The organism is Tsukamurella strandjordii (assembly GCF_039525985.1).
GTDB lineage: Bacteria > Actinomycetota > Actinomycetes > Mycobacteriales > Mycobacteriaceae > Tsukamurella > Tsukamurella strandjordii.
Map to the genome: position 1 here is coordinate 319,961 of NZ_BAAAII010000008.1, position 11,926 is coordinate 331,886.

General features: G+C 66.9%; 16 protein-coding genes. 11 read left to right on the forward strand and 5 right to left on the reverse strand.

Features of this window, described 5'->3' with window-relative positions; genetic code table 11:
* Positions 1 to 25 precede the first annotated feature (25 nt).
* The gene (locus ABD108_RS16105) at positions 26 to 883 is read right to left on the reverse strand and encodes an ABC transporter permease (RefSeq protein ID WP_220657246.1); all 858 of its coding nucleotides are present in this window, start codon (positions 881 to 883) and stop codon (positions 26 to 28) included.
* 68 nt (positions 884 to 951) lie between these two features.
* A complete protein-coding gene (locus ABD108_RS16110) occupies positions 952 to 1,809 on the reverse strand; it encodes an MlaE family ABC transporter permease (protein WP_220657247.1) in 858 nt (285 codons plus the stop codon).
* A gap of 218 nt (positions 1,810 to 2,027) precedes the next feature.
* Between ABD108_RS16110 and rpsF the strand changes: the two genes are divergently transcribed.
* The 4 genes from rpsF to rplI all read left to right on the forward strand — a co-directional run bounded on the left by rpsF (position 2,028) and on the right by rplI (position 3,676).
* Positions 2,028 to 2,312 carry a 30S ribosomal protein S6 gene (gene rpsF / locus ABD108_RS16115; protein ID WP_220657248.1) on the forward strand — a complete coding sequence of 95 codons (285 nt, stop codon included), beginning with the start codon at positions 2,028 to 2,030 and terminating at the stop codon, positions 2,310 to 2,312.
* A 38-nt stretch (positions 2,313 to 2,350) separates the two neighbouring features.
* Positions 2,351 to 2,884 carry a single-stranded DNA-binding protein gene (locus ABD108_RS16120; RefSeq protein ID WP_220657249.1) on the forward strand — a complete coding sequence of 178 codons (534 nt, stop codon included), beginning with the start codon at positions 2,351 to 2,353 and terminating at the stop codon, positions 2,882 to 2,884.
* A gap of 70 nt (positions 2,885 to 2,954) precedes the next feature.
* Positions 2,955 to 3,212: a 30S ribosomal protein S18 gene (gene rpsR, locus ABD108_RS16125; RefSeq protein WP_013128725.1), complete on the forward strand. Its 258-nt coding sequence runs from the start codon at positions 2,955 to 2,957 to the stop codon at positions 3,210 to 3,212.
* A gap of 11 nt (positions 3,213 to 3,223) precedes the next feature.
* On the forward strand, positions 3,224 to 3,676 hold the full coding sequence (gene rplI / locus ABD108_RS16130) for a 50S ribosomal protein L9 (RefSeq protein ID WP_220657250.1): 453 nt from the start codon (positions 3,224 to 3,226) through the stop codon (positions 3,674 to 3,676).
* A gap of 82 nt (positions 3,677 to 3,758) precedes the next feature.
* Here rplI and ABD108_RS16135 read toward each other — a convergent pair whose 3' ends face one another.
* Positions 3,759 to 4,256, reverse strand: coding sequence for a hypothetical protein (locus tag ABD108_RS16135; RefSeq protein WP_220657251.1), 498 nt, complete (start codon positions 4,254 to 4,256; stop codon positions 3,759 to 3,761).
* 535 nt (positions 4,257 to 4,791) lie between these two features.
* On the opposite strand from ABD108_RS16135, the gene dnaB reads away from it, so the two are divergent.
* From dnaB to ABD108_RS16150, 3 genes are all read left to right on the forward strand, one after another.
* Positions 4,792 to 6,201 carry a replicative DNA helicase gene (dnaB, locus tag ABD108_RS16140; protein WP_220657252.1) on the forward strand — a complete coding sequence of 470 codons (1,410 nt, stop codon included), beginning with the start codon at positions 4,792 to 4,794 and terminating at the stop codon, positions 6,199 to 6,201.
* Positions 6,202 to 6,287: 86 nt separating this feature from the next.
* On the forward strand, positions 6,288 to 6,665 hold the full coding sequence (locus ABD108_RS16145) for a hypothetical protein (RefSeq protein ID WP_343930802.1): 378 nt from the start codon (positions 6,288 to 6,290) through the stop codon (positions 6,663 to 6,665).
* Positions 6,666 to 6,667: 2 nt separating this feature from the next.
* Positions 6,668 to 7,669: a serine/threonine-protein kinase gene (locus ABD108_RS16150; protein WP_343930803.1), complete on the forward strand. Its 1,002-nt coding sequence runs from the start codon at positions 6,668 to 6,670 to the stop codon at positions 7,667 to 7,669.
* Positions 7,670 to 7,781: 112 nt separating this feature from the next.
* On the opposite strand, the gene ABD108_RS16155 is transcribed toward ABD108_RS16150, so the two are convergent.
* Positions 7,782 to 8,375 carry a DUF2165 family protein gene (locus tag ABD108_RS16155; protein ID WP_343930804.1) on the reverse strand — a complete coding sequence of 198 codons (594 nt, stop codon included), beginning with the start codon at positions 8,373 to 8,375 and terminating at the stop codon, positions 7,782 to 7,784.
* 195 nt (positions 8,376 to 8,570) lie between these two features.
* Here ABD108_RS16155 and ABD108_RS16160 point away from each other — a divergent pair, with 195 nt between their 5' ends.
* Positions 8,571 to 8,723, forward strand: coding sequence for a hypothetical protein (locus ABD108_RS16160; RefSeq protein WP_220657254.1), 153 nt, complete (start codon positions 8,571 to 8,573; stop codon positions 8,721 to 8,723).
* A gap of 30 nt (positions 8,724 to 8,753) precedes the next feature.
* Here ABD108_RS16160 and ABD108_RS16165 read toward each other — a convergent pair whose 3' ends face one another.
* Complete coding sequence (locus ABD108_RS16165; protein ID WP_343930805.1) at positions 8,754 to 9,065, reverse strand: hypothetical protein; 312 nt, start codon at positions 9,063 to 9,065, stop codon at positions 8,754 to 8,756.
* Positions 9,066 to 9,367: 302 nt separating this feature from the next.
* On the opposite strand from ABD108_RS16165, the gene ABD108_RS16170 reads away from it, so the two are divergent.
* From ABD108_RS16170 to ABD108_RS16180, 3 genes are all read left to right on the forward strand, one after another.
* Positions 9,368 to 10,567 carry a TlpA family protein disulfide reductase gene (locus ABD108_RS16170; protein WP_343930806.1) on the forward strand — a complete coding sequence of 400 codons (1,200 nt, stop codon included), beginning with the start codon at positions 9,368 to 9,370 and terminating at the stop codon, positions 10,565 to 10,567.
* 15 nt (positions 10,568 to 10,582) lie between these two features.
* Positions 10,583 to 11,191 (forward strand): DUF1345 domain-containing protein, encoded by a 609-nt coding sequence (locus ABD108_RS16175; protein ID WP_220657257.1) that lies wholly within the window; start codon positions 10,583 to 10,585, stop codon positions 11,189 to 11,191.
* 75 nt (positions 11,192 to 11,266) lie between these two features.
* A complete protein-coding gene (locus ABD108_RS16180; RefSeq protein WP_220657258.1) occupies positions 11,267 to 11,911 on the forward strand; it encodes an ABC transporter permease in 645 nt (214 codons plus the stop codon).
* The last annotated feature ends 15 nt before the right edge of the window (positions 11,912 to 11,926 follow it).

Consider the following 11,926-nt stretch of genomic DNA (forward strand, 5'->3'; position numbering starts at 1 on the left):
GGGACCGAAGCTATCGATGCCATGCCTACCCCCGGAACACCACGGGCGAGTTGAAGCCCCAGATCGCGGCGGTGAGGATCATGTCCAGCACCACGATCGCGACCATGGAGGCACGAACCGCGCGGCCCGAGGCCACGCCCACGCCCTCGGGCCCGCCGGCGGCGAAGAAGCCCTGGTAGCAGTGGATCAGGATGACCACCACGAGGAAGATGATCACCTTCACCGTGGCGGCCAGGATGTCCGGGCCGGAGAGGAACTGCCGGAAGTAGTGGGTGTAGGCGCCCACCGATTCGCCCTGCGCCACCGTGACGATCACGCTGCAGGCGAAGAAGCTCACCACGATGGCGATGAGGAAGGTGGGGATCACCGCGATCAGCCCGGCCAGTACGCGGGTGCTCACCACGAAGGAGATCGAGCGCAGGCCCAGCGATTCGATCGCGTCGATCTCCTCGTTGATGCGCATGGCGCCGATCTCGGCCGTCATCCGGCAGCCGGCCTGCACGGCGAATCCGGCGGCGGCGAGGATCGGGGCGAACTCGCGGGTGTTGGCGAGCGCGCTGACGGTGCCGGTGAGCGGGCCCATGCCCAGCAGGTCGAGGGTGGCGAAGGCCTGGACGGCGACGGTACCGCCGACGGCGAGGCCGAGGACCACCATCATCAGCGAGGTGCCGCCGCCGACGATCACGGCGCCGCGGCCCCAGGTGAGATCGGTGACGGTGCTGATGGTCTGGCGGCTGTAGTGCCGCGCGGCGTGCGGGATCATCACGATCGCCTGGACGCAGAAGCCCATCATGTGGCCGAGCCGGGCCAGCAGGGTGCGCAGCCACGCGTAGACGCGGGCGATCGTGCGTGTGCCCTTCGGGCGATAGGTTGCGACGGACACGGGCTAGCCCACCTTCGTACTGGGGTGAAGTGGGTGGCTCATGGGCGAGACCGGTGCGTGGGTGACCATCAGCCCACCTTCATCGGGAAGAAGACCGTGTACGCCTGGGTGAGGGCGAAGTTGAGCACGATGATCGCCACCGTCGACACCACGACGGTGGCGTTGACGGCATCGGCCACACCGCGGGCGCCGCCCTTGGCCTCCAGGCCGTGCTGGCAGCCCACGATCGCGATGATGGCGCCGAACAGTGCGGCCTTGACCATGGAGAACAGCAGGTCGCGCACGGTGGCGAAGGCGCCGAAGCTGAGCCAGTAGCTGCCCGGGGTCACGTCCTGGCCGAGCACGGCCACGTAGAACGCGGCGATGATGCCGACCACCACGATGAACAGGTTGAGCAGCGGCGCCACCACGACGGCGGCGATGAGGCGCGGCGCCACCAGCCGGTGCACGGGGTCGATGCCCATCGTGCGCAGCGCGTCCACCTCGTCGCGGATGGTGCGGGCGCCGAGATCGGCGGCGATCGCGGAGGCTCCGGCGCCGCCGAGCAGCAGTCCTGCTGCGAGCGGGGCCGCCTGCTGGATCACCGCCAGGCCGCTGGCCGCGCCGAGCAGCGAGGACGCGCCGATCTGCTGGACGATGCTGCCCACCTGGATGGTGACGATCACGCCGAACGGGATGGCCATGAGGAACGCGGGGACGGCGGTGACCGACACCAGGAACCAGGCCTGAATCACGGTCTCGCGCAGGGCCAGGCGGCCGCGGATCGTGTCGCTCACCGCGGCCATCACGGTGGTGGCCGCGAGCTGGGCCGTGCGGCCCAGCGTGCGGAGCGGGCCGAGGGCGTTGCGATCGATGTTGTCGAGGAAGATCCGGGTATCGCTCGGCCGACGCGTCGGCGCCGATGACGACGCGGAATCCACCCCCATTTTTCGCCTTCCCTCCCGGTTGTTGAACGCCACCTATGTTAGGCATCGTTCTCGGTCCGGGTGTGACTTTACGCACAAATACCTGCGATGTCCCGTGTCGAATCGAGATTTCGCAGGTGGGGAGCCCATGCGGTAGCCTGGTGCGGTTGCCGACACGGCAACACTCCTGCCGCGGAGAGTCCGCGGCCGCATAGTCCATAGGAGGAGGCGAAAAGCCCATGCGTAAGTACGAACTGATGGTGATCCTGGATCCGAGCCTGGATGAGCGCACCGTTGCACCCTCGCTCGAGACCTTCCTGAACGTGGTCCGTAAGGACGGCGGTTCGGTGGAGAACATCGACATCTGGGGCAAGCGTCGTCTGGCCTACGAGATCACCAAGAACTCCGAAGGCATCTACGCGGTGATCGATCTGACCGCCGAGCCGGCCACCGTGAACGAGCTCGATCGTCAGCTCAAGCTGAACGAATCGGTGCTCCGCACTAAGGTGCTGCGGCAGAGCTAGCTCTACCGGACGCGTACCGAACTACGAGGAGAGACACCATGGCGGGCGACACGATCATCACGGTCATCGGCAATCTGACGGCGGACCCGGAGCTGCGCTTCACCCCGTCGGGTGCTGCGGTGGCCAATTTCACCGTCGCCTCCACGCCCCGCACCTTCGACCGGAACACCAACGAGTGGAAGGACGGCGAGGCGCTGTTCCTGCGTTGCAACATCTGGCGTGAGGCGGCCGAGAACGTCGCCGAATCGCTCACGAAGGGCACGCGCGTCATCGTCTCCGGTCGGCTCAAGCAGCGGTCGTACGACGACCGCGAGGGCCAGCGGCGCACGGTGGTGGAACTCGAGGTCGATGAGATCGGCCCCTCTCTCCGGTACGCCACGGCGAAGCCGACGCGCACGCAGCGCGGCGGCGGTGGCGGCGGTTTCTCCGGCGGTGGCCAGGGCGGCGGTGGCAACTTCAGCCAGCCCGCAGCCCAGTCGGCGCCCCGGCAGAACCAGCCGCAGGAAGATCCGTGGGGCAGCGCCCCCGCGGCCGGGAGCTTCGGCGGCGGTTCGGACGACCCGCCGTTCTGATCCCCGGGATCGAGAACTGTGCCGGGCCCATCGCGGCCCGGATATGACCTAATCAAGGAGTACCAACACCATGGCCGGTAAGGGCAATGGCCGGAAGGTGCGCGTCGAGAAGGCCGTCAAGGCCAAGGCGTGCACGTTCTGCAAGGAAAAGAACATCAAGATCGACTACAAGGACACCACGCTGCTGCGTCGTTTCCTGTCGGAGCGGGGCAAGATCCGCAGCCGTCGCGTGACGGGCAACTGCGTCCAGCACCAGCGCGACGTCGCGATCGCCGTCAAGAACTCGCGTGAGGTGGCCCTGCTGCCGTTCACGTCGACCACTCGATAAGGAGAGAAGTCATGAAGCTGATTCTCACCGCTGATGTCGACAACCTGGGCGCGCCCGGCGACACCGTCGAGGTCAAGGACGGCTACGGCCGCAACTACCTGCTGCCCCGCGGTCTGGCCATCGTCGCCAGCCGCGGCGCCGAGAAGCAGGTCGAGGGCATCCGTCGCAGCCAGGAGGCCAAGCGTGTGCGCGGCCTCGATCACGCCAACGAGCTGAAGCAGGCCATCGAGGGCCTCGCCGCCGTGAACCTGACCGTGAAGACGGCCGAGTCGGGCAAGCTCTTCGGCTCGGTCACCGCGTCCGATGTCGCCGGCGCCCTCAAGGCCGCCGGTGGCCCGGTCGTCGACAAGCGCAGCATCGAGCTGCCGCAGGGGCACATCAAGTCCACGGGCACCTTCCCCGTGGTCGTGGTGCTGCACCCCGAGGTGCGCGCCAAGTTCTCGCTGAACGTCGCGGCGAACTAAGCATCGATCGACGTGAGAAGCCCCCACCGCGAGGTGGGGGCTTCTTCGTGTTCGGGGCCCGGTTCCCCGGGGCGACGGTGCGTCAGGCCACGATGGTGCCCACGCACGGGGTGCTGACCTGGGTGCCGATCCACTCGGTCCCCGCGCCGGTGCGGATCACCACGTTGTAGGTGACCGCGCCCTTGCCGGTGTCGATGGCGACCCGGTTCAGCGTGGGCAGGCCGCCGGTGCCGCCGAACTTGACGCTGCCGAACTTGCCGGTGGTGGTGTTGTTCCAGGACAGGGTCGCGAGTGAGGCGAACTGGCTGAGCACGAAGTCACGGGCGCCGGCGGTGCCGGTGCCGGAGAACTCGACGCGGCCGGGCCGCAGCACCTTGGCGTTGACCTTCCAGTTCAGCGTGTCGTTGCCCATGACGAACATGGGGTTGCCGCTCGAGCAGGTGGCGGTCGCGGTGACCGGTGCGGGCTTCGGAGGCGCGGGCGCGGGTTCGGCGCCGGCGGGACCGATGGCGCACGTGGCGACGGCCGCGAGCGCGACCGCGACGCCGACGGTGCGCGTCGTGATCTTGGAGCTGTTCATCGGGGGTCCTTCCGTAGCGCCTGATGCTCGATTCAGGGTACTTGGTACGAATGCCGCATTGAAGTCCGATCTCGCGCGAGTGATGCGTCCGTGCAGGTGGGGGCCGGTGTCAGGTGACCGGCGGGTAACAACGAGGGGTGGTTTTGTTCGCGCGGAGACCAACGATGCACTGACGACACGCCCGAATGTCGGAATAGTACGACACGCTGAGGATTCTCGTTCCACAGCCGGTGGATGATCGTTGGCCCGTCTGACCTGCCCCGTCGTGCAACAACGCGCGTAGTATCCACAGGTTTTCCCCATCGGTCCACACCGGCGCCCACATGCGGAGCGCGCGTCCTCCACACCCTGTCCCCAAGTTCGTCCACAGCCGGACTTTGCGTCCGCGACGGCAGCGCCTAGCGTTCACGGGCGTCGGTCTCGGGCGCGCGCGGGTGAAAACCTGTCAGTGCGTGGCGGTAGACCCGGTGTTGGAACGAGTGCGTCCGCGCGGCCCCACAGGGAAGCGCGGACCTGAGGCGAGAGCGGGTGCGCGATGTCGGTGACGGACGAGCAGGAGTTCACACCGGGGCCGGCGGGTCGCCCCGATGCTCCGCCGTCCGAGGCGCCGCCCGCCGAGGACTTCGGCCGGCAGCCCCCGCAGGACATCGCCGCCGAGCAGTCGGTGCTGGGCGCCATGATGCTGTCCAAGGACGCCATCGCGGACGTCCTCGAGGTGGTGCGCCCGGGCGACTTCTACCGGCCCGCGCACCAGTCGGTGTACGACGCGATCCTCGATCTCTACGGCGCGGGTGAGCCCGCCGATGCCGTCACCGTCTCCGCGACGCTCGACCGCAAGGGCGAGCTCAAGCGCGTCGGCGGGGCCCCGTACCTGCACACCCTGATCTCCACCGTGCCCACCGCGGCGAACGCCGGCTACTACGCCGAGATCGTCGCGGAGAAGGCCATCCTGCGCCGCCTCGTGGAGGCGGGCACCCGCATCGTCCAGTACGGCTACTCCGGGTCCGAGGGCGCCGATGTGGCCGAGGTGGTCGATAGGGCGCAGGCCGCGGTGTACGACGTGACCGAGCGCAAGGCCTCCGAGGACTACGTGGTCCTGGAGGAGCTGCTGCAGCCCACCATGGACGAGATCGACGCCATCGCTTCCCGCGGCGGCGTCAGCATGGGCGTTCCCACGGGCTTCACCGATTTCGACGCGCTCACCAACGGTCTGCACTCCGGGCAGATGATCATCATCGCCGGCCGTCCCGGCGCCGGTAAGTCCACCGTGGCGCTGGACATCCTGCGTTCCTGCTCGATCGCCAACGGCATGGCCGGCGCCCTGTTCAGCCTGGAGATGAGCAAGACCGAGGTGGTGATGCGCCTGCTCTCCGCCGAGGCGCGGATCAAGCTGGCCGATATGCGCTCGGGCAAGATGACCGACGACGACTGGACCCGCCTCGCCCGCCGCATGTCGGAGATCTCCGAGGCGCCGCTGTTCGTGGACGATTCGCCGAACCTCACGATGATGGAGATCCGGGCCAAGGCCCGCCGGCTCAAGCAGCGGCACGATCTCAAACTGATCGTGATCGACTACCTGCAGCTGATGACCTCCGGCAAGAAGGTCGAATCGCGTCAGCAGGAGGTCTCGGAGTTCTCCCGCCAGCTCAAGCTGCTGGCCAAGGAGCTCGAGGTCCCGCTGATCGCCGTCGCACAGCTCAACCGTGGCCCCGAGCAGCGCACCGATAAGAAGCCCCAGGTGGCCGACCTCCGTGAGTCCGGCTCGTTGGAGCAGGACGCCGATATGGTCGTCCTGGTGCACCGTCCCGACGCCTACGAGCGCGACGATCCGCGCGCCGGTGAGGCCGACTTCATCCTCGGTAAGCACCGCGCCGGTCCCACCGCCACCGTCACCGTGGCGCACCAGCTGCACTACTCCCGGTTCGTCGATATGGCCAAGGGCTAACCGAAAGGGGCATCGTGCGTCCAATGGGAGTTGTTTGCGCGAAGGATCGCTACACGTGGGTGCTCGTGGAAGGCACTAGCATTGCTATGGCACAGCTGATCGAGCGCAAGGTTGTGAAGATTCCAGCCGACGTCCGTGAAAATGAACTGGCGTGGGTAAGGAGGGACTTTACTGAATTGCTAGTGAGTCTTGCGCCAGAAAGTGTCGTAATTCAGGCAGTCGGCGGATCGCCGAACGGAATCTCTGATGCAACGGTGGCTAGGGTCGAGGTAGAGGGCGTCATTCGGTCTGTCTTGGGGGAGCTAGGTGTTCCCGGTAAGTCGATCAAGAAGGTTTCATTGGCCAGCGCCTTCGGCATAAAACGCGATGAATTTGAAGAACTACAAAATTCGATCGACTTGATCGCGCAGGCCCCGAAAAGTCACCGGCCTGAGCTGTTGCTCGCGGTATCGCAGCTGGGATAGTGGTGAGTCAGTACGAGTATGTCCGAAACCTGGGCGCCGGACACTTTGGTCACGTGGACCTTGAGTGGGATCGCTCATTGGACCGTATGTGCGCCGCGAAGTACGTCACTAGGCAAATCGATACCGACGAATTTTCCGAAGCGCGGGCGATGGAAGTTGGGAGGCATGACAATGTTGTCTCGGTCTATTCGGCCGACTTATCTAGCGACGGCCATCCAGTAATTCGAATGGAATACCTCGAACGAGGTAGTCTGGCAGACTACTTGCGCGGCGAGGCCTGCCCGATCCGGTCAGCTGTAAAGATGCTGGAGACTGCTTGCAGGGGGATCGCCCGAATTCATGCAGTTGGTTTCCTGCATAGGGATATCAAGCCGGCCAACATGCTCTTGACATCAAACGATGAGGTCAAGGTCAGCGACTTTGGGCTTGCTTGCGCTCGCGGGGCGGCGTTGGAAACAGGGATCGCGTATTGGCCACATCTTCCGCCCGAGTCGATAAGTGAAGGTCGAATTACAACGGCGAAGGGCGATTTGTACGCGCTAGGCGCTTCAGCGTTCCGAATACTAAATGGGGATATCAGAGTTCGATCAAGCATTCTGAATGCGGATACATCGGTGGCATCCGAGACGTGGCTGCCACATATTCCGATGAAGCTTAGGGCATGTATCGCCAAGGCGATGCACGCGAACCCTGGTTCCAGATTCGAAGGCGTCGAAGAGTTCCGGCGCGCGTTAGAGGCCGCGCGCCCACGCGTTGACTGGCAAATGTCCGAACTTGCCCCAGATGAGCTTGAATGGTCGGGGGCGGGATTTGATGGAAAGGTGTGGTCTGCCTCCTTCCGGAAAAGGAAGAGGGTCGCCAAATGGGAATTTGACGTCAAAGTATCCGTCGGTGGAAAATCTCCGAGAAGCCGGGGCTCCGACAAGTTACTAACTGACGACCGCGCGGTCGCATTTCGACACGCTGAAAAGGTGCTGCAGCGAATCGCTATGAGCGGAGAGTAGTGACGCGCAAGATGGTGGCGTCTGACGGATCGTGTTGCCGCATGACGAGGCGCTGCATGGACGGGCGACGTCACCCCACGGGCGAGGACGGCCACCACGGTCACCAACTGCACTACTCCCGGTTCGTCGATATGGCCAAGGGCTGACCCCAGGCCCGGTCGGGGAGGTGCAGGAGCACCAGCCCGAGGCCCGCGAGCACCACGTATCGCAGGGCGCTGTCGAGCCCGTTCCACGTGGTGGAGCGCCACATCTGGAACCATTCACCGCCGATCGCGATGAAGCCGCCGCCGAAGATGAGCACGATGAGCGTGAGTCCGGCGCTCGACCAACGCCGGGCGCGGTCGTAGCTCGCCGAGCCGAAGAGCGCGCGGGCGAAGTGGACCAGGCCCACGATGAGGACGACGGCGGCGAGGGCCTCGGCGGCGATGATCGCGGCGTAGCCGATGTGCCACAGGGTCGAATCGTCGATCGCGCGCCACATCACGTCCTGGTCCAGGCCCACCCCCGCGGGCTGACCGAAGTTGGTGGTGTCCATCGACATCACGTGTTGCACGAAGGCGAGATTGGTGTGGAAGTCGGTGATGTTGCCGATCGCGACCAGCGTGATGTACATCGCGTTGATCAGCACCAGTACCGCGGCCGCCGCCGGGAGGGTGCCCAGGACGCCGCGGAGACGGCCGGTGTCGGCGGTGGAGGAGTCCGGCATGGGATCGCCTTTCTGAGCGGATGTTGCGGATCGAAAGCTGTGACCCCGTGCACGATTCGGTGTCGCGGTGGTTCGGCGCCGCGGACGGCCGGGGCGCACCGTGGCGAGCATCACCTGGAACACTGCGGCGCGCAGCGATAGATTTGATGATTATTTCTATCGCCTGGTGAACAGGCTCTCGTGAAAGGGGTGGACATGGTCAGCGTGTTGGCACTCGTCGCCTTCGTCGTCGTCCTGGCATGGCTCACGCACGACCCGAGCGATCTCGATTTCCGTGCTCGCGACCGGCGGCAGGCCGCGGCGGACCGCGATCGACACTCGGGTTCCGACGGTGTGATCGTTCCCTGATCCGGCTCCAGCTGGAAGGCGCGGTCGCGGTCAATTGTCGATCCAGCCGTCGTAGCGGTGCGCCGCCCGGACCGGATCGTAGGTGTGCCGCCGCCACAGCAGCGCCGCACCGGTGGCGACCAGCGCGGGGATCGTGATCGACAGCAGGACCACCGGCTGCGCGCCCTGCTCGCGGAGCAGGGTGAGGTGGATCGCGGCGACGGCGGCGATCGTCGCGACGGTGAGCGCCGACGCGATCGGCAGCGCGCCCACATGGAAGGCGCGCCCGATCCGGCGGCACCCCGCCAGGAGGAGTCGCACGAGCAGGTACAGCACAACGGCGATGACGCGGTAGACCATCACGCCCTTCACAATACATGCGTAAGTGCGCATATAAATGTGAGTGGTCTCGTGGCGCGGTTCGCCGGATGCCCCAGGTCGAGCGAATGACATTATCGCCGTGGAGATTCCGTCTGACACAGACCCGCCGATCGGCTGGTGGAACCCCCGTCGTCCGGTCGGAATCTGAGCCGGGGCATGCACCGTCGCGGAGCATCGTCTGCGCCCCTGACCTGCGCGGACCCGAGAATCGGCGGCACAACCACCTCGCCCGTACCCGCGCGATCGCGGGTGACCGGCGCCGCGCGCGTGGCTAGCGTCGGGTCATGAACAGCACACCGGCCCCTGATTCCGAACTCCTTGTGGGCTCGATCGCTCCGCCGCTGCGGGTGGAGGAGTTCGTCAAGGGCGAGCCGGTCGATCGCATCGAGCACGGCATCGTGCACGTGATCGAGTTCTGGGCCACCTGGTGCGGCCCGTGCCGCGAGAGCATCCCCGCACTCACCGCGCTGCAGGCCCGCTTCCCCGAGGTCCGCGTGATCGGAGTGGCCGTCTGGGAGGACGACGGAATCGACGGGGTGCGGGCCTACGTCGACGAGATGGGTGACGCGATGGGCTACCGCGTCGCAGTCGATGCGCCCGCGCCTCCGGATGCCGGTGGTTCCCCCAATGACGGTGTCATGGTGCGCACCTGGCTCGCGCCAGCGTACGTACAGGGCATCCCGTACGTGATGGTCGTGGATACCGACGGGTGTATCGCGTGGTCCGGGTACCCCCACGATCTCGCCGAGGACGACATCGCTGCGATCGTCGCGGGGGCCTTCGATCGCGACGAGGCTGCGGCCCGCCAGAAGGAGCAGATGGACCGCGAACTGGTGCGCGAGACCTACGCCTTGGAGGCCGCCCTGCAGCGACTCGAGGCCGACGATGCCGCGGCTGCTGTCGCCACCTACGACGAGGCCTTCGGCTCCTGCCCCGAACTCGAATGGTCGCAGGTGGGTGGCGTGGGCAAGTTGGTGCAGTTGGCCCGGCTCGACGACGACGCCGCGGATCGGTACGCCGACCGGCTGGCGGCGCAGGCCGGGGACGAGCCCTTCGGGCTGCTACGGCTCGCCACCTATATCGCCGGGTTGACGGGGTGGGGGAGGCCGGGGCCTCGCCTCGCCCGTAAGGGGCTGCAGATCTTGGCGGCGGCGAAGGAGCGGGGAATCCGGCCGGCGGCAGCGGCCGCGGAGATCGAACGGGACCTCGGCTGCCCCGCCGAAGCGATGGACGCGGAGCTCGAAGCCGTCCTGCTCGCCGCCGCCGGCGATACCGAGCACGCCCTGCTCCACGCGCAGCGCGCGTATGCGATCGCCGCATCCGCGGGCGCCGACGAGGGCACGCTCGCCGGTTTCGCGGCGACCTGTGACGAGATCCGCCCGGGGAGCGCCCCGGGAGGAACCCGTGGCGCGGACGTGCCGCCGCCGGAGACGGTGTGCGAGGACGGGGTCTGCCGCATCGTGCGCGGCGCCCCACCGCACTGATGACAAGCTGTCGGCATGAGGAAGTCGCTCGTGCCGCTGCTGGAATCCCTGCTCACCGCGCTGGGCCTGGTGTGGCTCGCCCTGGTGCTGTTCTTCGGCCGCTCGGCAGTCGGCCTGCTCGTGACCTGGGACGTCGCGGCCGCCGGGTACATCGTGCTCACCTGGGTCGCGCTGCGCCGCAACATCCCCGACGAAGAGTCGGTCGAGAACGATGTCCGCGCCCCGGCCTGGCAGGCCACCCTGTTCGCGCTGGTGGCCTCGGGCTCCGGGCTCGCGGGCGGCATGCTGATGATCGCCGGCCGGGACGACTCGACGGCCGACCCATGGCTGCAACCGGCCGCCGCGGCCACCGTCCTGCTGTCCTGGGTGCTCCTGCACATGGCCTTCGCGCAGATCTACGCGCGCGCCTTCTACACCGACGGCGGCCTCGACTTCCCGCGGTGCGAGAACCCCCAGGCCACCGAGTTCCTGTACTTCTCGTTCACTGTGGGCACTTCGTTCGCGGTCTCCGATGTCACCGTGACCAGCACGCCGATGCGGCGCCGGCTCATCGCGCACAGCGTGCTGAGCTTCTTCTTCAACGCCGCCGTCGTGGCGATCGCCCTGGACTGGATCAAGGGCTGATCCGGTCCCTCCGACTTCGAACCAGTCTGATCGCCAACCGCACACGATTCGTCGAACAACTGTAGGTTCGTTCGAGTGGACCTCCGCAGATTCCTCGACGGTCGCGGGGATCAGCTCGCCTTCCTCACCTACCAACACGCCTCGCTGGTGATCCAGTGCGTGCTGGTCGCGGTGGTGATCGCGCTGGTCCTGGCCGCCGCGGTGTACCGCTCGCGCATCGGGTCCGCGATCGCCACGGCGATCGCCTCGGTGGGCATGACGATCCCCTCCCTGGCGCTGCTCGCGCTGCTGCTCCTCGTTTTCGGCCTGGGCGTGGCCCCGTCGGTCACGATGCTGGGTTTCTACGCCACGCTCCCCATCCTCACCAGCGCGATCGTGGGCCTGCGGGCGGTGCCGCCGAACATCGTGGAGGCCGCCCGGGGCATCGGTATGCCGCGCTGGCGGGTACTGGCCACGGTGGAGCTGCCGCACGCCTGGCCCGTGATCCTCACCGGCATCCGGGTGAGCACCCAGCTGGTGGTGGGCGTCGCCACCGTGGTGGCCTACGTGCTCGGCCCGGGCCTGGGCTCCCTCATCTTCTCCGGCCTTGCCCGCCTCGGCGGCGCGGGAGCCCTCGAATCCGCCTTGACCGGCACGGTTCTCGTGGTGATCGTGGCGCTCGTGCTCGACGGCCTGCTGGTGCTGCTCGGCCGGTTCACCGTCTCGAAGGGGCTGCAATGACCACCTTCCACCGCC